Origin of the sequence: Pedobacter gandavensis (assembly GCF_032678745.1) — a bacterium.
Taxonomy (GTDB): Bacteria; Bacteroidota; Bacteroidia; order Sphingobacteriales; family Sphingobacteriaceae; genus Pedobacter; species Pedobacter gandavensis_C.
This window is the reverse complement of the sequence record NZ_JAVTST010000001.1, coordinates 43,885-64,988: the sequence shown is the minus strand read 5'-3', so window position 1 is coordinate 64,988 and position 21,104 is coordinate 43,885. Positions and strand designations below refer to the sequence as shown.

The window sequence follows — 21,104 nt, the reverse complement described above, 5'->3', positions numbered from 1 at the left end:
GGAGTTGTACTGACGTGCTCATCCTGTAAAAAAATGTTGGATACAGAGCCTAAACAGTCGATCTCTGTCGAAGGGGCGCTGAGTACAATAACGGGCATACAGGGCTTATTAACAAATGTATACAGTAATTTACAGGCTTCTGGAAATTTCGGAAGGGATATTATCATCAAGTCCGAAGTCCTGTCAGATAATTGCAGAATTACACTCACCAACTCCAACCGTTTTATTGGTGATTATAACAATACTTTACGTACACATTTTGTAGAATATAATACATTCTATCCTATCATTAATAAATGTAATCTGATATTAGATAATGTAGACCTAACTAGTGATGGTACACCAGCCCAGAAAGCGATGATTAAAGGTCAGGCCTTATTTATCAGAGCTTTATTGTATTTTACCTTGGTTAATGAATATGGATATAATCCTAAACATAATCCCGGCACCTTTGACCTGGCTGTGCCTATCATGTTGAAAGGTGTTTCTAGTGTAACTGAGGTAACTTATCCATCAAGAAATAAGGTTTCCGAAGTTTATACTCAGATTGAGAAAGATCTTGACGAAGCTATTGCTATTTTGACTAATCCAGGTGATTTAACAGCTAAAACAATTATTGGAAAAGCTGCAGCTCAAGCGTTGAGATCCAGAGTAGCTTTATATAATGAGGAATGGCAAACTGCAATAAATAATACGACAGAAGCAATCAATGCTAATGTGGGAACTTTTGTTTCTACGGCAACAGTTGCAGGTTATTCTTCTATTTTCAATCAAAAGAATAGCCCGGAATCGATTTTCGAACTCAACTTTGATGTTTCAGAAAGTCTAGGATCGAACAGTTTGCAAAGTATTTACCAGCGTCTTGGAAATTCATCAACCAGTTCAAGTGGTTATGGTGATGTGGTTCCTTCTAACAGTCTTTTAAATGCGTATGAAGCAGGTGACCTCAGGAAAACAGCCGTTCTAGTGCCAGTAACTAAATCGGGAGAATCAGTATTCTGGGTTCAGAAATATCCTGGATCCGGTGGTGCATATGGATTGGATAACATTAGAATGATTCGTGTATCTGAAATGTACTTAACCAGAGCAGAAGCATATTCACGTTTAGGACAGGATGGAAAAGCACAGGATGATGTGAATAAGATTCGCGTCAGAGCTGGTCTCCTTCCAACAACTGCAACAGGCCCTGCACTTTTAAATGTAATTCTAAATGAAAGAAGAATTGAGCTGGCTTACGAAGGCGATCGTTGGTTTGATTTGGTTAGACGTGGTGCTAATATTGTAAAAGACAATGGAACACTCCTTTTTGCAACAGACGTACGTATCCTGTCTTTTATCCCACAAGGTCAATTAGATATAAACCAGAACCTGATCCAAAACCCAGGTTACTAAATTAGAAAAAGAAATGAAAAATATTTTAAAATACACATTTGTCATAGGCTTAGTCTCGCTGATGTTTACGGCCTGTAAAAAAGAACGTCAAACTTATAAAGGCCCAACGGTTGTGGAATTTTCGCCCGCCATAAAAAGTAAATCACAGGGAACCGTAACCATTGCAGGTTATGATAGCGTTAAGGTTCAGCTGGTGGGTCCTCAACGCTCTGCTGATCTGGAATTAAGTTATACTGTAGATCCGATTAGCACAGCAATTGCTGGAACACATTATAATATTCCTAATCTGGGAAAGTTTATTTTACCTGCCAACAGTAGCTTTGGTTATATTAGGGTAAATCTGATACCAGGCAGTATTCCCAATAATTTGACCGCAAGCCAGAAAAAGCTCGTTCTCAATTTAACCGGAAATACGGAGGTGCCCGCAAGTGTAAACTATAAGAAATATACACTCACGATCACCTTCTAACTAGGTTATAACTAAAAAAAAGAGGTTGAATTGATTTTCAACCTCTTTTTTTTTCACGATCAATCACAATTTCCAATAAATGATAAAAGTACTGGCTATGTGATGCAGCTGCTCTTACCGGGGCAGCTTCTATTTTTTGTTTTTTGATCAGCGAATTAATTACTGTACTCCATCCTGGCACTCTGCTCCAGCTTAATTTTGAGCTGTTCAACAGAGAATGGTTTCAGTAAAAAATCATCAAGATAGCGGAGCTCGGGATGTTCCTCTAAGGACATTCCTATGGAAGCGGTCAACGCAATGATATAGACTTTGTTTTTATTTGGATCATCCAACTCACGGATCTGTTTACTGGCTTCAAAACCACTCATCACAGGCATATTAATGTCCATAAATACTAAATCATAGGTTTTTGCTAAAACGGCATCCACTGCGAGCTGTCCATTTTCTGCCACATCGGCAACCAGTCCCCATCTCCTCAAAGTTTTCTGCAGCACCATCACATTTACAGGATTATCCTCCGCAATCAAAATCCGCAGATGACCAATTTTAGTATTAAATTGCTCAGACAGCACATCGTCTTTAACAACCTCATGAATGAGCTCAGGAAAGGTCAATTCAAAACTGAAGCACGTCCCTAGCCCATGTTCAGATTTAAAGTTCAAAACACCCCCATGAAGATCCACTAGTCTGCGGGCAATACTTAAACCAAGACCAGTTCCCTGATAATGATCGGGACTGTGATGATCAGCGCGAAAATAAGGCTCAAAAACACGAGCTTGCTGCAGTTTAGGAATTCCGATCCCAGAATCTTCAATTTCAAATCGAATGCTTAGCAATGCTGAATCAGCCGTAACCACAATCGCCCTCATTTTAACAAATCCTGAAGCTGTAAATTTAATGGCATTCCCCACAAGGTTAAAAAGTATTTGGGTCAGCCTGATCTGATCTCCCATTACCAGTTTCCCCTTAATCCGATCATCCATTTCCAGTTCAAACGCTAAATCATTATTCAAAATCCGCAGCTTTAGTGCCCCATGCACATTGCTAAGTAAACGATCCAGACTAAAACTTGTATTTTCCAACTGTTCCATTCCAGCATCCAAACGATTAAAACTTAGGATATCATTAATAGTCGACATTAGATTTTCTGCTGAAAAACTTAAGATCTCCAGATTTTCCTTTTGGCGAGCACTTGGATGGTCTTCTAATAAAATATTCGTCATCCCGATCACTGCATTTAAAGGAGTACGAAGTTCATGAGACATAGTAGCCAGGAAATTAGTTTTCGCTGCAGCCATTTTTTCAGCCGAAAGCAGCGATTTCTTAAGATGAGCAGTTAGTATCCGCTCTTTACGGCTGGTTTTCTTAAATGCCCGGAAAAAGTAATAGTGAATAAAAATCAGCAGTAAAAAGTTAAACACTAAAGCGAAACTATATTCATAAAAATTTATGGAAAGGTTGCCAATCCATAGGTCTATTTGGGTAAAGTGTTTAATAAAAAATAAGGTCACTACAGACAAGGAATTGACTAGAGAGTAAATCAGTCCCCATCGAAATCCAAGGATATAATAGCCGCCTGATATAATGATCAATACATACTGCACCGTCACTATATTTATTCCATCCTGTAGTAATACCATGTTTGACCAAATAAAACAAGTCAGGCAAAATATAAAATAATGCCCCACCTTTTTCCAGGATACCCCCCTAAAAATCATGATCAAACCCAGAATCAAAAGCAGCAATAATAAACCGATTCTATATCCCAGGATATTGGGCTCATGAAAGCAATATATGATCAGTAATACGATGCTTTGCAGGGAAAAAGCAATCAGCAATTGGACAAGAATGGCAATTCTTCCGCGGTTGAGCAGGCCCACTTCGTTGTTGCGGATTGCTTTAAATTCATCAAAAAATTTTCTCATATTGGTTCCCACAAATCATTGATATTTATTCAAAAAACAGGCATAGTGAAAACCTGTCAGCATACCTCAACAGCAGTATCTCCCCTTCTTTTCTACATAGCTCTATACAAACCACATACCATCCTAAAGAAGCAATTTTATTAAAAATCATCGAAAAATATATTTAGGCCCTCCCAGAACGACAGGGCATTAATAATGAGAATTTAAGTTCAAATTTTCGGCTTTTTCTCAAAAATTAAAAAGCTGGCACAATTGGTGCAAACAAGAGTCAAGAAAAAAAACAGGAGCAATGAGCTTAAAACTCAAATATACAGCCAAATGAAGGTATCAGATTTCCCGATTTGGTATTTAAGATAAAAGGGATCCCGTTTGAACCATTGGTTTGTATAGGCTGCCCATCAGTAGTTAAAAAACCACTATTGTCTGCTGTTCTTTTAAACGTATATTTTGGAAAACTATCATTTTCATTTTTAAGGATATTTTGTATATCTATATAAAAACTCAAAGCTATTTTTCTAAAATTCAGACGCTTATCAACCCGAAAATCCAGTTGACTGAATGATGACAACCTTTCCGTATTTAACCGACTGTAATCTGCTATTCCTGTGCCCAGTGTTAAATAGTTTTGCTGGGATGCCTGCAAGTCAAATGGTGTATAGGGTGAGCCTCCCGCATAACGGTATTTCAAACCCAGATCCCAGTTACGTTTTAGTTTATAGCCCAATGTCAGTGAAAGTAAATGCCTGTTATCCCATGAAGAGGAAATGAGTTGCTGATTCAGTCCAGAAAATTTACTGACCACATAGGAGTAACTCGCCACATAAAAAAAATTACGAACCAACTTCTGTTGCACAAACAGTTCCATACCATAAGTTTCACCATCTCCTATACTGAGTACCTGCTCACTGCCAACAGAAGCATATTCTGCCCCTTGGTTAGCAAGGGAAGTGCCATTGGCTACAGACACCGGATAATTGCGGTACCGCTTATAAAAAGTCTCGAATGTAAACCTCAAATCATTTCTAGGTAAAAACTGGGTTCCAAACACATAATGAGTCGATTGGATGTAATCCATATTTTTATTCAGGGCTAGGCCATTATTATCCAGATAACCTAGCATGGTATAAGTGGGAATTTTGAAATAAGTTCCTACAGAAGCACTTACATCCCATTTTGAACTGAGGTGATAGGCTAAAGACAACCTCGGAGAAAGTGTTTTTAAGGGGTCATTCCCCTTATCAGTAAAACTATTCAGGTCAGTACGGATACCTGCGGAAAACAATAACTTTTCATTAAAAAGGTTTTTTGAAGCCTGAAAAAACGCACCATATTTCCAAAATTCAATGTCATTATTGAACCTGACCACCTTTTCCGGCACAACTACTGCCCCCTCTGCATTGGTGATTTCATTGGATATTTTATTAAACAAATCTGCTTTGTAGGCCACCAGTTGAGCCATCAATCCGGCAGACAGTTTCCAGCCAGCTAAGAATTTATTGATGTCGAATCTAAACTTACTTTCGGTTTCCCGAGATTGAACTTTCAGACTCCTTTTACTTTCCTCTTTTAGTTCATCCTCGAATTTATCCAGACGGTTGTCAAATACATTTCGGCTGAGCGTAAAATTCAAATAGCCATTTTCAATCTGATGGTTAAGGTTAAAACCTGCAGTATAATTCCATTGGTTGATATAGGGTGTAGAACGCAGCACATAGGTATTTTCCAGGGTGGACTTTTTAGTTGGGGCAAAACTAAAACGGTCTATAGCCCCCAGACCTATAGCCGTAAGCTTGGTTTTAGCATTAAATTTATGAGTGACCTTATATTGAAAATCATCAAAATCTGGCCTGATGGGCAAATCAATCAATTTAAATAAAAAACTGAGGTAAGATTTACGTGCAGAGGCCAGAAATGTAGTGTTCCTCGACAACGGTCCTTCTAAGGTTAATGCCGTTTCGGTAAAACTAATCCTGGCATTACCAGCCAGTCTCTCTGAATTCCCTTCTCGTTGCCTGATCACGAAAGTCGATGCCAAAGGATTATCGTATCTGGAATCAAAAGCTGAGGAGCTCAATTTTAAACTCTCAATAAAAGAAACATTGAGTATACCCTGAGCACCTCCGGAACTCCCCTGGGTTTGAAAATGATTCAATACCGGAATTTCTATACCATCCAGATAATAGACATTTTCGTTTGGAGCTCCACCCCTTACTATAATATCATTCCGCTCACCAACGCCATTGCTGATGCCCACTCCTGGAAGTGTCTGAACCACTTTAGACACATCAAAATTACCCCCTGGACTACTTTTTATTTCTTCTGCTGTCAATTGCTGCACAGATAGAGGGGTAACCATATCAGTGGCAACCGCCGACTTTCCTTTACTAAAACTGATGTTAACTTCATTTAAATTATTCGATTGAGGCTGAAGCTCAAAATTGACCAATTGCGGATTGCCACTGCCCAGCACAATGTTGTACTTCAGCTGCGTTAAATAGCCAACAAGACTGGCAGAAATTTTATAAGTTCCTACAGGAACATCCATACGGAAACGACCAGAAGTATCGCTTAGGGTTGAAATTGATATTCCATCAATAGTAATGGTGACTCCTGAAAGCACTTTACCCGTATTTATATTTTGTACAACACCTGTAATCAGTCCCTTTTGCTGGGAAAACACCGGGTTAAAAGTAAACAAAATGGCTATTATGAGGAGAGATTTAATGGTTAGTTTCACAGTTTTTAGTCGTTAATTCTTGAGGTTCAATTCCTGGTTTCGCATAGGCTAATCTGCCAACCATCTGTGGAAGGAAGTAACTATCCAAACCGCAAACGGTCATTGTTCCGGCCTTAATATGGTCCACATTGCCATTTTCTTCAATCAGGTTATTATCAGCTAATATTTGAACAATTTCACCGATCAGAATCGTTGTACCATTTATTTCAATGTCAATGATTTCTGCAAGTTCCAGGCCAATCCGGACAGTAGACTCAGCTACAAAAGGCGCTTTAAAACCACTTACATAGTGCTTTTTAAACCCGCAGCGATCAAACTCCGATACACCAGAAGGATAACTTGCACTGGTTTGATGCGCCTGCTTATACCACTGAGGCAATACGTTATTTAAGGTATAATGACCCGTAGATTTAATATTACTTAAAGTATCATTATGTTCACGTTCCGGTCTAATCACTATACCCAAAAGAGGTGGATTCGCACCAATGTGAAAAGCCGAACTGATTAAGCTCAGATTGGTAACGCCATCACTACTGATGGTACCCAATAAATTGAGCGATTTATAGCCCACTAAACTATTGATCAGGCTGATCCTATAGTGTTTCTCCATTTCAGAAATTTGACTTCTTTTTATTGCTACCATCTTAATTTAACTTTAATTTGACCATCTCAGCTCATATAGCAGTGACCTTTACAGTCAGCCAACTCGATTAAGCGACCAATAATCATGTTTTTGCACTCAAGTCTATCAATACTTGGTATCACAAAAAGAATTCAAATATCAAAGCAGTCGTACATTAAAAAACTACATCTTAGTGCACAAAACTAACATTTAGTTTTAATTAACACTATTTTTAAATAAAATAGTATATTTTTATACCAAAATCCATTCCTTCATGTACAAGATGCTTTAGGAGATGTTATGGAAAATAAGGCCAGGCAAATTGTAATGAGAAAGCTAGGTCCCCCTGAAATTTTAATACAAAAAAAATACAAATCATGTTCAAAAAACTTTCAATCTTAGTCTTAATGATTGGCTTTACATTGTCTGGCAATGCTCAAAGTCAAAAATTTCAACTCTCTAGCCACATATTAGACATTTCCCGGGGATTGCCTGCTGAGGGTGTATTGATTAGATTAACGCAAAAAATCGGCAATGAGCAATGGTCATTTGTCGCCGAAAGTAAAACCAACAAGGATGGGCGGATACAAAACTTTCTACCTTACGGGAGTAAAGAAAATAAAGGAATTTTTAAACTGACTTATTTAATTGAACCTTATTTCAAAAGCTTAAAACAAAATTCTTTTTATCCTTTCATTGAAGTGGTTTTTGAAATAAAAGATGACCAGCATTACCATGTACCCATTACCTTGAGTCCATACGGCTATTCTACCTATAGGGGAAGCTAAAATGCTAAGCTTCTTCTGAGACAGATTGCCTGTTGTTATTAGTCACCAACCTTGCAATAACAACAGCAGGATATAAAATACCTATCGCAGAAAGCAAAACGGAAAGCATACGTGAGGCCATTCCATCCGGGTAAATATCACCATAGCCTACGGTAGTCAGGGATACCAGACTATAATAAACATAAACCGCATAATCGCTGTCGTTGTTATGCAAATTGATATTCCCTGCGATTGATTTACCAGTTTGAATCTTTAAAATTTCAAAAGCAAAGGCCCCCATTAAGGCAAACAATAGGTAAACATTTACTGCTCCAATAATTCTGAAAATACTGCGCTCTGCATTTCGAAACAGCAACCTGATATTAATAAATATGAACAAGCTCATATTAACAAGTCCAACTAAACGCTCTAATAAATAGTATTCTTTGGGCGTATCGTCAAATCTTATCATCAGCAAGATCACATGCGCCAGGAACAGAAAGGACGATAAGTAGATGTTCCACTTGTCTTCGCTTGAAAAAATCCCAATAAAATAAAGCGCCAGGAATAAAATATTTAAAACCAAAATGTCTACTACCGCGCCTTCTAGCAAAATGGGCATCAGAAATACCATAAAAAAGAGCATCACCAATAATGTGATAAAGCTGGTGTCTGAGTGCCAATAATCCTTTACTTTATTGATGATCCGTTTCAACGGCGGTATGATTTAGGTGAATTAATACAAATAAACAGCGTTCTCAGCCCATACACCTTTAAGTATTTTAGCTCTGAACGAGCTAAATTAAACATTTACTGCAAAATAATTTCGAATGATTTAGCGGCAAGCAATTCTAAACCTTAAAACTATGACAATTACAAGGTGGTAACTCCATTCTGAGGAGCAATGGACGGGCTTTGTTACGACATCACAGAACGTCTGCGAAGACTTGATGGCTGGTTAGGTAAGACAATAAGTGGATCATAAACATTAAAACCAGAGCCCATATAGACTCTGGCTTTGCATTATATATTTAAGTTCCCCTCCCGGCCAATGTCAATCTTTTCACCAGAAATTGCACTTGCAGCAACTTTTAAAAAAGTGATTAATTTATTGGATTCATTATCCCAATAATGACCTTCTGAAGGGCTGATTTTTAAGATCCTGATGCTTGGATCTTCTTTTCCTTTTTCAAACCAGCCATCCATCATCTTATTCCAGTATTTTTCTATCCTAGCCTGATCCTTAGAAATTTCTCCAATTCCGTTTATACTAAGAAAACGGTATTTACTAATATCTGAGTATAAAACACTGATCTGGTTGCTTTTTTGAAGGTTTTTATAAGTTTCACTATCTGAAGAAATCAGGAACCATAAATTCCCTTCATGATCTACTTCTTGTCTGCTCATAGGCACAGCATGAAGCTTCCCGAGGTCAGAGGTATTGGTACACATCATCCCAATATCAATCTTATCCACCATGGTTTTTAGTTTTTCTATTGCCTCACGATGCGCTAAATTTTCTGTACTCATAAATGCTGGTTTTTAAAATATTTTCTAAAAATGATTGTCTTTGTATTCCGACAAAACGAACACTAGATAAACAAGTAGCCAGAATATATGTTTGATGCAGTTTCTACCTGACCTAAATGCGACATGCTATGCTGCCGAAGCGCTGAAAAGAATTCATCCTATGCCAGATAGGCGGAAATTTTTCAATAAAAACCCGCTTAAAGCATTAATACAAACAACAAGGGGAGAAAATTCTCCCCTATAGTTGTTAATCATTTCAATAGCACAATTAAAATGGTCCCTTTTCTTTTAACGTGATGATGTATTGTTTTTTCTCAGGCCCGATACCTTTCAAGGTCAATTTTTTCCAATGAACTGGCATTACACTCTTTAGCTTCTTTATCCCCTCGTCCGTAATGTCCAATCCGCCAAAACCCATCATAACAGCCTGCAACACGCCCCCTGCCCCAGTAGCAAAATAAGGGTTTGTACCCCCTTTGGTTTCTGCAATCACCCTAAAAGGAGGATTAAGGTTAGGTAGATAAGCATCGTTAAAATAATGAGCGGCCTGCGCGGCATCACCTGTTCTGGCATGTAACAAGGCAAAAATAGCTTGCGTCATTGCAGGTGTATTCGCAGCAGGAACGCGGCCTTGATAATAATTCAGATCGCGACGGATCTGATCAGGAGCAGTAACTACCTTTAATGGATAAGCTAGTAAATTCACATCTGCCTGTTTGATGGGCTCCCCAGCATAACTTGCATGCTCTTTAGTTACCCCATCCGGAAATTGAAGAATAGGAATGTTCCTGGCCACCAGGCTCCATTCCGGATTCGCTATTAGATTAAGCAGTGCAGCAGCCTTAACCGCGATCTCCAGATTACTTTTTGCAACCGCATTGGTAAAGGCATTATTGTCTACATTTTCGGCCCATTCATCGGCAGCCACCACATTCTTAATGTCGTACTTTCCAGGACCATTACGTTCTACCCTGCTGGTCCAGAAATCAGCAGTCGCAGCAATCATCGGCCAGCCTTTTTCCTTCAGCCATTCCTGATCACGGGTCACACAATAATAGTTCCAGGCCGCAAAAGCAACGCAGCCCGTAATATGGTGTTCAAAAGGTCCGCTTAAGGCCCATACCGGAGTTTCCTCCATACCCGAATCCGCACTTTCCCAGGGATACATCGCTCCTTTATAGCCATGTTCAAAAGCATTCTTTTTTGCCGCTTCCAGACGATTAAAACGATAGTTCAGCATGGGTTTAGCCAGTTCCGGACGCAGGAGCAATAAAGGCGGCATCATCCATATATCGGTATCCCAGAACACATGTCCGTTGTAACCAAGCCCGGAAAGCCCCATCGGAGATAAAGAATATTCCGATCCTTCTCTGGAAAAGGAATACAAATGGTACATCATACTATGAATGTCCTGTTGCGCCTGATCATCACCTTCCAGAATAATATCACTCTCCCATAATTCATCCCAGGCCTGATGGTGCTTCATGAGCAATCGTTCCCTGCCTTCCAGTTTGGCAAAGAGCGTCAATCGCTCGGCTTCATTCAATGGATCAGGATGATGGGAACTGGAGAGTAAAGTGCCCGCCAGGCTAAAGCGATACGTACTTCCTCCTTTTAACTTTTTATTAAAACGCATGCTGTGACGATTATGATCGTAACTGGCATGGCTCATCTCAGGCTGTGAGGCTTTAGGCTCTTCAAAAATGAAAGTACTGGAGGCAGCAATATTGATTTTGCCAGTCGGACTTTTAGCGGTACTACTTAGCAGTCCGGCTTTTACATGAGATCGATTGATTTCACTGTAATAGTTTTGTACCTCCCGTAAAGCATCCGGACTTTCCATGATCCCCGCAGCACTGATTTCAAGATCTTCATGTGCAGTCACTGTAACATCCAGCATCACACTATAGGGGAGATGACGCAAGGCATAATAAGTATAACTCACACTGGCTTTAGTCCCAAAATCAAAGGAAGAATGAAAACTCCCTTTTTTCATGTTCAGCTCCTGGTTAAATCTCTGAATATTCTTCTCCGATACATTTTGACCGTTCACAGAAAAGGAAAGATTTAAAAGGTTAATGCTATTGATAAAATTACTGACCCGGCCTCTTCCATAACTATCATAAGCTCCGGCAAGCACCGTGCTCTTTACTTTAAATGGTTCAGGTGCAGAAGTGACTCCAATGATGCCATTGGCAATACTGATGCCATAATAATTTTGCAGGTCAATCTTATCAGCCTTGATCAACCATGGATTGATTTGTGCATAGCTGGCCATTGCACTGCATAGCAATGCAATGAGCAGCACATTAAATATATTTTTCATATGGATTTCGAAAAAAAACCTGTGGCCCGGGCATAAAAAACACCACAGACCACAGGTCGAATATTAGGTGTAAACCTGTTAATTAATAACCTGGGTTTTGAGTAAGGCTGGCATTCGCTTCAATCGCACTAAGCGGAATCGGCAGCAACACTTTATAAGCCGGAGTGACGTAATTTTTCTCCTCTCTCGCATCACGGTATTTATTGAAACGAACCAGATCCGTACGTCGGTTACCTTCCCAATACAATTCAAAACCTCGTTCCTTCAGGATTTTATCCAGATCCAGACTTGTATAGGCGGGCATACCGCGTTTGGTATTTCTGATGTAATTGATGTCTTCCAAAGCACCGTTAACATTCCCTGACCTGAATTTAGCTTCCCCCCGCATCAGGTAAGTATCAGAAAGGCGATACAATGGGAAATCATTACCTGCATTGCTGGTATTCGTGGTAGATGGATTTGGCGCAAATTTAACTACTCTTACGCCTTCCTCTTCCTTAGAATTCTTGATGCTGAACTCCTTGGTAAAGATCAGCGGCGCACCCGTACGTGTTTTCAAAGCTACACCAGTTGGAGAATACTGCTGACCAATCAAGAAACCCTGATTAAAGCCCAGCTGACTGATCAATCTTTTGTCGCTAAACCTTTTGTCTGAAGTGTCCCAAGTGTTCACAAATGTTGGTGTAGTACAGCAACCGTTCCAAAGACTTGTAAAACTACCAAACTTTTGGTTGTAGTGTAGTGTAATTGGAACCCATACCGAACCTGTAAGTCCTATCGTTTCATCATAGATCACAGAAAGAATAGACTCTGTATTTTGCAGGTACTTTGCATTGTCGTACTGGAACATTCCCCAGTAATCATCTGCCACGGTATACTGACCGGAGTTAATGATCGCATCACATTGTTGTACCGCTTCCGTCCATTTAGCCGTTCCTGTAAACACCTCATGATTCAAATAAACATTCGCCAGCAACATCTGAGCAGCAGCGTTGGATACCCTACCATAAGGGATTTCTGATTTATTTTTCAATTGAGGAATGACCTCATTCAGTTCTTTGATCATCCGGTCTACCGCCATCTGACGATCAAGAATCGTTGGTGCCTTTGAATAATCAGTTTCCGAAAACTCTCTGAAAGGAAATTTACCAAAGTTATCGGTCAGTCTAAACATGCAAAGGGCACGGATAAACCTCACCTCAGCGATATAGCCATCAACTTTTGGAGATTTAGGAAATTCCGATAGGTATTTCAGCGCCACATTACAACGGGTAATGCCTAGCATAAAGCTGTTCCAGGTATTTCTTACATAAGAATTGGTAGGCGCATAATCGTGGGTAAATAAAGCCTGTAAATCAGGTGTTACCCAATCGGATCCTCTTGCCGGCCATGCCAGTTCGTCGGTCACAGATTGTATCGTTCCCCAAACCCCAGAACGGTTCTGTAAATCCCTAAGGTAGGCATATGCCGGAGCCACAATCATCTCCACATTTTCCGGATTATGGATTACTTTACCACCATTTACCTCATCCAGAATTTCTTCCTCCACAGTACATGCGCTAAGCGATAAAATGGCCGCACTGATCATGATATATAATTTTTTCATCAGTATATTTTTTATTTATGGGTCATTAGAATTCTACATTTACTCCAAAAACAACGGTTCTGGCTTTTGGATAAGTGGTCCAGTCTATACCAATAGAAGGAACACCGCCAGAAGAGTGATCTGCATTTACCTCGGGATCATAACCGGTGTATTTAGTAATCACAAAAAGGTTATTTCCAGTCAGGTTAAAGCGAACCTTATTGATCCAGTCTACATTTTTCAGTTTAAGGGTATAACCCAAAGTGGCATTAGAAAGGCGTAGGTAAGAACCATTTTCGATAAAGCGACTGCTGTAGGTCAGCGTTCCATTAGGGTTTTCATTGGTTTTTATGGCCTCATTGGTGGCATTCCATTCTTTAGCTACCAAGGTATTCTGATTGATGATGTTTGCCAGATTGTTGTATACTTTATTGCCATACACCCCATTTAATGCCAGACTCAGGTCAAAATTCTTATACACCACACTGGTGCTGATTCCGTAGTTAAAACGTGGCAATGCCGAACCTAGGTTCTGTTGAATCTCTACGCCATTTTCATCCGTTTCAAACCTGCTGTTTCCTTGATCATCAAAGCCCAGGAATTTCCTGCCCCAGAAAGTACCGATAGAAGAACCATTTCTAATGATCTGAGAAGAATATCCGGTGATTCCAGGCCCGCTAGGAGATCCTGTAGTAATCTGACTCATTGGTAAACCTGATACTCGGTTTTTGATGGTGGTAAAATTCAGTCCTAAATCCCAGCTCAATCTTTCTTTTTCTACGAGTAAGCCGTTTAAAGAAAGCTCCAATCCTCTGTTTCTGATGCTCATATTCGGAACATTAGTCCATACCTTTGTAGTAGGTGCAGGTGCAATCGAAAATACTTCCAGCAATACATCTCTGGTTTGTTTATCGAAATAGTCTATGGTACCGTTTATCCTGCCATTCAGCACCCCGAAGTCTAAGCCCAGGTTGATCTGGCTGGTTTTTTCCCATTTGATGTCAGGATTTGGCGTACGGGTAAGTGTAATTCCCTGAACTACATTTTTGCTGGAACCATCCAGAATTGCCCCACCTGATGAACCTAGCAGAATCTGAGAAATCTTATTTGGAATTTCCTGATTTCCGGTGATTCCCCATCCTGCACGCAGCTTCAAATTACTGAATACCTGAAGGTTTTTAAAGAAAGTCTCTTCGTTCATTCTCCATGCCGCAGAAGCAGATGGGAAATAGCCATACTTGTTGTTGGCTCCAAACTTAGTTGAGCCATCCGCCCTCAGGGTAGCGGTAAGGAGGTATTTTTCCTTGAAGTTATAGTTTAACCTCCCGAAAAAGGATTGCAGTGCATTCTTGATGATAGAAGAACTTACAGATACCTGCTTGGAATTACCCAGGCTCAGGTCATTGATATAATCAAAATCATCAATCGTAAATCCTTCCTCACTCAACTTATAGGATTGTGCCTTGAACTGCTGGTAAGAATGTCCTGCAAGTGCATTAAATTTATGTTGATCACCCAGATTAAAATCATAGGTCAGGAAGTTCTCCATCAGGTTACTGTTTTGCTCCACATTACTGATGTCAACCGTTCCTTTATTGCTCAGGTAGATCAGGCTATGGTGTTGCATTACCTTTCTGGATGCATTAGAATGATCTGTGGCCAGGTTGATTTTATATTTCAAGCCTTTGATCAAGTCAAGGGAAGCCGTAATGTTTCCCAGAATACGGTCGTTCTGGTTGACATCATTGGTGAGGTTGATCATCGCCAATGGATTCCTCACATCTTTACTCATCTGAAAATAACTACCATCAGGATTGTAAATCGGAAGCGTTGGATTGATCTTTAAAGCGGAAAGAATCACATCACCTTCAAAACCACCGGTTTCTCCGATAGGCACCCTTTGGTCTTTGGTTCTGGCAGCGGTGAGGTTGGCTTCAATCTTCAACCTGTTGTTGATCAGATTTTGAGTAACATTAAATCTGGAAGTTAATTTTTCCAGCCCTGTTTTTCTTACAATACCCTGCTGATCCAGATAGCTCACTGAACCACGGTAATTTCCATTGTCGTTTCCACCACCATAAGAAAGGTTGTGGTTTTGAGCATAGGCATTTCTAAAAATTTCGTCCTGCCAATTGGTATTTGCCCCATAATCTCCTTCGGTAATTCCTTTTGAGGCACGGTAAGTTTTAAACGTTTCCGCATCCATCATATCCAGTTGCTTTGGTAAGCTGGAAACAGAACCTATTGCAGAATAATTGAGCACTCCTTTTCCTGATTTTCCTTTTTTGGTGGTAATGATAATCACCCCGTTGGCACCTCTGGAACCATAAATTGCCGTCGCCGATGCATCTTTAAGGATGTCCATAGAAGCAATATCATCCGGATTCAGGAAGTTCAGTGGGTTTTTGGTGGCATTACTTCCCGCACCGGAAATGGTAGCTCCTGAAGGCTGTACATCAGTGATGTCCAATGGTACACCATCCACCACGTACAATGGATCCTGACCTGAACGGATGGAGTTTGATCCCCTCACCCTCACCAATGCACCGGCACCAGGCTCTCCACCATTGGTGATGATGTTGACTCCGGATACACGACCTTGCATCAATTCTACAGGATTGGCAACCAGTCCTTTGTTAAAGTCTTTCGTTTTTAGAGTTGATACTGCTCCGGTCAGGTCCTTTTTACTTACGGATCCATAACCTACAGAAACCACTACTTCATTTAAGCCTAGGGCACTGCTTTCCAATTTCACGTTGAGCGTCCCCTTTGTCCCCGGACTTAAGGTCTTGCTTTCCATCCCCATATAAGAGAAAGTCAGGGAAACTGCACCTTCAGGCATCAGGATCTCATAGCGGCCATTCCCATCTGTGGTAGCACCTACACTAAAATCCTTCACTTTCACAGACACTCCTGGAAGAGAAATTCCTGCAGCATCAGTCACTTGTCCTGTCACCTTTCTCCTCTGTCCTTCGGCAACTCCTTTTGCAGCTGGCTGATTTGGTTTTAAGACAATCAGGTTGTCTTTTTGAATGTTGTAGCTAATGGATTTATCCGGGAACAAAATTCCCATTACTTCCTGTACAGATTTATTTTTCACATGGATATTGACCTTACGGTTCCCATCCAATTGCTCCCGCTGATAGAAAAAGCGGTAGGGTGTTTTTTGTTCTATTGCTTTTAGTACGTCTGTAATTTTCACCTGATCATAATCCAGGCTGATCGAACTCTTGCTCTGCGCATTGGTTTGATCAGCAATAAACATCAGGCAAAACGAACAGATCAAAACTAATAAGTAGTTTTTATTTATTTTTTGCATAGTTTTAAATAAAGATTAATTCTAAAATCCTTTTGAGTTGGTCATTGTGCCGAAAGTAGGGTCGAAGCTCTTTCGGCACTTTTTTATTGTATACGTTTAGCTGTTACATAGGCCTGTTTTTAGGTAAGCAATCTGATTTTTTATTTTTCTATCTGGATCCTTCCATCTGCCAGTGTATGGTAATGGAATGGTAAGGTTTGTTTCAGGATATCCAGCACTGTACTTAGGTTTTCATCGCGGATGGTACCGTTGTAATGGTAATTAAACAGTTCCTGATCTTTAACCACAAATCGGACGTTATACCTGCCTTCCAGCATTTCCAGTAAATCTTTGAAACTCTTATTCTCAAAACGGATTTCTCTTTCTTTCCAAAGCGAAGCGAAGCCTGCCTGTACTCCTGCTATAATGCCCTTTCCTGTTGCCGGATAAAAGACAAATTTTTGTCCTGGTTTTAACATCACTGGAGTCAGTTTTTGCTTTTCATCGCCTGGGAGAATCTCTACTGATCCATGTTGTAAAGTGGTGGTCATCTCCTGATCGCCAGGGAATGCACGAACGTTAAATCTAGTTCCATGAACCCTGATTTTATAGCCGGCGGTATTCACTACAAAAGGGTGATCTTTATCTTTTTTAACATCAAACCAGGCCTCACCGCTTAAGAATACTTCGCGGAGTTCGGTCTTTTCATCCTGATGGTAGTGAACGCTGGATTTTGCATTTAAAAAAACCTTAGAGCCATCCGGTAAAATCGCCTCGCTTACCGCATGCTCCGGCGCAATCAATGTCAGTTCTGTTGCGGTTTTTGGGTAGAAATATGGGTGTGCGATCAAGGCATAACTGAGGATACCCAGTAAAAAGATAGCCGCTCTGGTCAGCACATACCTGATGAGTTTAACGACTTTCTTCCGTTGTTTTTGTTTCGCTTCTTCAGCGATTTTATGACAAATCCTATCGTATAAAGGATCAAAGTCCGGATCATCTGCCTGCGATTCCGGCTGAAGTTCTAAAAACTGATACAAATCTTTCTTTACCTCGAATTCTAATTCGGGTTCAATGAAGGAACGGCTTATTTTATCCTGGGGATCTTCTCTGTGCATACCCTCCTAATACGGATAGGAAAGCTCAGGTACTCACTCCGATTTAAAAAAAATTAATATAAATAATAGAAGATAAAATAAAGGAGGTATTTGGTGTGGATGTGGAGCTTTAAAAAGGCCAGTGCACGGTACACCTGGTTCTCTACAGTTCTGATGGAAATGTTTAGTTTTTTTGCAATTTCTTCATAACTCAGGCCTTCTACCCTGCTCAGGGTAAAGACCAGTCGGCGTTGATCGGGCATTTGCGAAATCAGCATATCAATCTGGGATTGCAATTCATTAAAGCTGAGCGTATTCCAGGTGGTATCCTCCAGCTCTACCGCATGCAACGCTGTTAACTCCGCAGCCAGTTTGTCTAGTTTACGCTTTCTCAACTGATCGTAGATCAGGTTGACGGCAATCTTGAAAATATAGGCTTTTATATTTCGGCTTTCATCCAGCGATTCGTATTGGTTCCAAACCTTCATGAATACGTCCTGAACCAGTTCTTCGGAGTCATGAACAGACTTTAGGTAGGACATCCCAAAATGATAAATTTTAGGTGCATATAGCTTAAATTGCTCCTTAAAAGCGATATCCTTACGCTCAGTGCTCTCTTCTTTGGCAGCAAGTGTTCCCGTCTTTACCCCTGTATTCAATGTTATTTGGTTATGGAGGGAAAGATACGCAAGTACATGAATAATGCAAAATTATAAATTTCTGTCCCGGCTCCCCAGGTATCGATTTTAAACGCTTTGCTCATCTCAATACACCAGAAGCCAACTGGGTTTTCTCCTGTACCACTCATCAAATTATACTGACCATGTACTGGAAGAAATAATCAGGTGAAAAATATTAGAGATTTTTCTTGAAAGGTCGGAATATCCGTTTTAGGAAACCAGGTTTCTTGACCACGCAGACCTCGCCCAAAACTGCCTGATCTAAGACGAGTACTATTGTAACTGGTTTACCAGCTTCGGTACGTACTTTCTGTTCAAAAGCCTCATATCCAATGTATGAGATTACCAACACCGGACTAATGTCCTGATTAAAGCTGATCTGGAAATTGCCCTTACTATCAGAGTAAGATTTTATCTTGCTGCCCTTTATGCTTACTATCACTCCTGGCAATACCTCCTTTGTATCCTTATCCAAAACAACACCCTTTATTGTCCTTATGCTATCCACTGGCTGTGTTTGCTGATCAAAATACTGGTTATGTGATGTACGCGCGCTTACCGGAGCAGCTTCTATTTTCTGTTTTTTGGTCAGCGAATCTGAGGCTTTCAAGGTGAAAGGGAATATTAGAACCGAGGCGGCAATGATCTTCATTCTGAGCGTAGTCCAAGCGCCCTCTTTCGGCAAATGTTCTGCCTGAATGATCAGCTGACTGCGATAAAATCGTCCGCATGTTTTTTCATCCTGGTGCAGCAAAAACCACTCTTCTATCTCTTTCTGATTGAAATCAGTAAAATCAGTGACCTTTTTCTGGCAGGATAGGCAGTAACTTCCTCCTGGAACATCTGACATGCTAGCCCAATTCTCCGGGCAACTTTTGGGTATACTGATTTCTAAGCGCTTATTCATTAAATGAATTTAAACTAATATTCTGACACTGTTTCATATCTGCTATTTTAAATGTGCTTTAAAAAAAGATTCCAACTTATCAAAAGGGATTAAATCAGTTTTGTCGTATAAATCTACGTGGCCTGCAGCCTTTATATAGTACAGCTCTTTAGGTTCAGCGGCACGTTTGTAGGCATCCTCGCTAAACTCCTTTGAATGTGCCTGATCACCTGTGATGAAAAGCATCGGACGGGGCGAAATCGTTTCTATGTCATTAAAAGGATAAAAGTTCATGAACTTGGTATTGCTGCTCAAAGTCGGGTGTGTAGTAGTTTCCGGTGATCCTCCTTTTGGTGTGTATTCCCCCCTTGGACTGCGGTAGAAATCAAAAAACTCACGTTGGATAGGATGTGTATTTTCATCCAATTGATGTACAGTACCACTGGTATATTTGGTTTCTCCTCCTATAAACTCTATGTAGCGTTGTTGCGCTGCATCCGCGATAATCAGTTTTCTCTGTTCCAATGTTTGGGAATGGTTTAATGCATTACGGTTCGCCGCCCCCATATCGTACATACTGACTGTTGCAATGGCCTTCATCCTTGGGTCAATCTTAGCAGCACTGATCACAAAACTTCCGCTACCACAAACACCGATTATTCCAATTTTTTCTCTGTCAACAAAAGAACGTGTACCCAGGAAATCAACAGCAGCACTAAAGTCTTCTGCGTAAATATCCGGAGCAACTGCATTGCGTGGTTCGCCCGCGCTTTCTCCCCAGAAGGACAGGTCAATGGCCAAGGTGATAAACCCACGATCTGCCATATTGGATGCATAGACATCTGCACTTTGCTCTTTTACAGCTCCCATAGGGTGCCCTACAATAATAGCTGGGTGTTTAACCTTCCTATCCAGGTTCTTTGGAATGAAAAGATGTCCGCTAATTTCCATCTTATATTGGTTACTGAACGTTACTTTATATAGCTCAACATGATCACTTACTTTAAATGTAGTGTAGTTATCTGATGAAATCAGTTCCATTTCTATTGTCTTTTCTGATTGCTCTTTTTGTTTTACTTCCTTACATGCCAGCCCAAACAACATCACAGCTGCGGTGATTAAAATCTTTAAAATTTTCATGTTTTACCTTTTAGATATCCTTAAACTGAAGCCTGAATTGATTTAATGATTTTTGCAGGGATGCCAGCTACAACTACATTATCTGGAACATCTTTTGAAACTACTGCTCCTGCTGCAACTACCGAATTTTCACCTATAGTAACACCAGGCAATATTGTGGCTCCCGCAGCGATCCATGCATTCCTTTTGATCAGGATTGGTTTTGTGACTAGTGCCCTCCTGTCGGCTGGGTCTAAAGGGTGGTTTTCTGTGACCAGATTTACCCTCGGGCCAATCAGCACCTCATCTTCTATCGTGATACCGCCCATATCAAGGAATGAGCAGGCATGGTTAATAAAAACGTTCTTTCCAATTTTAGTGAACCTGCCGAAATTGGTATAAAAAGGGGCAAAAATGGTGGTACTCTCATCAATCGTTGTGCCGATGATCTCAGTTAAGGATTGGCGGATCTGAACGGTATCAATTGCAGAATTCAGTTGCCGGGATAGTTCCATAGTCCTGGAAAGGGCCTCGTTAATCTTAAAATACTCTGGATCATTTAGCCGTATAGGCTCCCCAGCCCTCATCCTTTCAAATATATCTGCTGCCTTATGTGCCAGAACAATTTCTCCTATCGTATTTTCCATAAAGCAAAATTAACCAGAAAGCCC

16 protein-coding genes are annotated in these 21,104 nt (G+C 40.4%); 3 read left to right on the top strand and 13 right to left on the bottom strand.

Annotated elements, in window-relative coordinates:
• The first annotated feature begins 33 nt into the window (after positions 1–33).
• Together R2S10_RS00290 and R2S10_RS00285 are read left to right on the top strand one after the other, a co-directional pair.
• Entirely contained in the window at positions 34–1,392 is a 1,359-nt protein-coding gene (locus R2S10_RS00290; RefSeq protein WP_316838417.1) for a RagB/SusD family nutrient uptake outer membrane protein, read from the top strand.
• A 13-nt stretch (positions 1,393–1,405) separates the two neighbouring features.
• Positions 1,406–1,861, top strand: coding sequence for a hypothetical protein (locus R2S10_RS00285; RefSeq protein ID WP_316838416.1), 456 nt, complete (start codon positions 1,406–1,408; stop codon positions 1,859–1,861).
• Positions 1,862–2,016: 155 nt separating this feature from the next.
• On the opposite strand, the gene R2S10_RS00280 is transcribed toward R2S10_RS00285, so the two are convergent.
• From R2S10_RS00280 to R2S10_RS00270, 3 genes are all read right to left on the bottom strand, one after another.
• Complete coding sequence (locus R2S10_RS00280; protein WP_316838415.1) at positions 2,017–3,786, bottom strand: ATP-binding protein; 1,770 nt, start codon at positions 3,784–3,786, stop codon at positions 2,017–2,019.
• Positions 3,787–4,081: 295 nt separating this feature from the next.
• On the bottom strand, positions 4,082–6,484 hold the full coding sequence (locus R2S10_RS00275; protein WP_316838414.1) for a TonB-dependent receptor: 2,403 nt from the start codon (positions 6,482–6,484) through the stop codon (positions 4,082–4,084).
• Between the two features lie 22 nt (positions 6,485–6,506).
• Complete coding sequence (locus tag R2S10_RS00270) at positions 6,507–7,166, bottom strand: flavin reductase family protein (protein ID WP_316838413.1); 660 nt, start codon at positions 7,164–7,166, stop codon at positions 6,507–6,509.
• 356 nt (positions 7,167–7,522) lie between these two features.
• On the opposite strand from R2S10_RS00270, the gene uraH reads away from it, so the two are divergent.
• Positions 7,523–7,933, top strand: coding sequence for a hydroxyisourate hydrolase (gene uraH, locus R2S10_RS00265; RefSeq protein ID WP_316838412.1), 411 nt, complete (start codon positions 7,523–7,525; stop codon positions 7,931–7,933).
• Between the two features lie 4 nt (positions 7,934–7,937).
• Here uraH and R2S10_RS00260 read toward each other — a convergent pair whose 3' ends face one another.
• From R2S10_RS00260 to R2S10_RS00215, 10 genes are all read right to left on the bottom strand, one after another.
• The gene (locus tag R2S10_RS00260; protein WP_316838411.1) at positions 7,938–8,627 is read right to left on the bottom strand and encodes a potassium channel family protein; all 690 of its coding nucleotides are present in this window, start codon (positions 8,625–8,627) and stop codon (positions 7,938–7,940) included.
• Positions 8,628–8,935: 308 nt separating this feature from the next.
• Complete coding sequence (locus tag R2S10_RS00255; protein ID WP_316838410.1) at positions 8,936–9,442, bottom strand: pyridoxamine 5'-phosphate oxidase family protein; 507 nt, start codon at positions 9,440–9,442, stop codon at positions 8,936–8,938.
• A gap of 268 nt (positions 9,443–9,710) precedes the next feature.
• The gene (locus R2S10_RS00250) at positions 9,711–11,768 is read right to left on the bottom strand and encodes a glycoside hydrolase family 65 protein (RefSeq protein WP_316838409.1); all 2,058 of its coding nucleotides are present in this window, start codon (positions 11,766–11,768) and stop codon (positions 9,711–9,713) included.
• A gap of 82 nt (positions 11,769–11,850) precedes the next feature.
• Complete coding sequence (locus R2S10_RS00245; protein WP_316838408.1) at positions 11,851–13,374, bottom strand: RagB/SusD family nutrient uptake outer membrane protein; 1,524 nt, start codon at positions 13,372–13,374, stop codon at positions 11,851–11,853.
• Between the two features lie 25 nt (positions 13,375–13,399).
• Entirely contained in the window at positions 13,400–16,672 is a 3,273-nt protein-coding gene (locus R2S10_RS00240) for a TonB-dependent receptor (protein ID WP_316838407.1), read from the bottom strand.
• Between the two features lie 140 nt (positions 16,673–16,812).
• The gene (locus R2S10_RS00235; protein WP_316838406.1) at positions 16,813–17,769 is read right to left on the bottom strand and encodes a FecR family protein; all 957 of its coding nucleotides are present in this window, start codon (positions 17,767–17,769) and stop codon (positions 16,813–16,815) included.
• 53 nt (positions 17,770–17,822) lie between these two features.
• The gene (locus tag R2S10_RS00230; protein ID WP_316838405.1) at positions 17,823–18,407 is read right to left on the bottom strand and encodes an RNA polymerase sigma-70 factor; all 585 of its coding nucleotides are present in this window, start codon (positions 18,405–18,407) and stop codon (positions 17,823–17,825) included.
• Positions 18,408–18,603: 196 nt separating this feature from the next.
• Positions 18,604–19,335 carry a carboxypeptidase-like regulatory domain-containing protein gene (locus R2S10_RS00225; RefSeq protein ID WP_316838404.1) on the bottom strand — a complete coding sequence of 244 codons (732 nt, stop codon included), beginning with the start codon at positions 19,333–19,335 and terminating at the stop codon, positions 18,604–18,606.
• Positions 19,336–19,377: 42 nt separating this feature from the next.
• Entirely contained in the window at positions 19,378–20,454 is a 1,077-nt protein-coding gene (locus R2S10_RS00220; protein WP_316838403.1) for an alpha/beta hydrolase, read from the bottom strand.
• 20 nt (positions 20,455–20,474) lie between these two features.
• The gene (locus R2S10_RS00215) at positions 20,475–21,080 is read right to left on the bottom strand and encodes a sugar O-acetyltransferase (RefSeq protein ID WP_316838402.1); all 606 of its coding nucleotides are present in this window, start codon (positions 21,078–21,080) and stop codon (positions 20,475–20,477) included.
• Positions 21,081–21,104 lie beyond the last annotated feature (24 nt).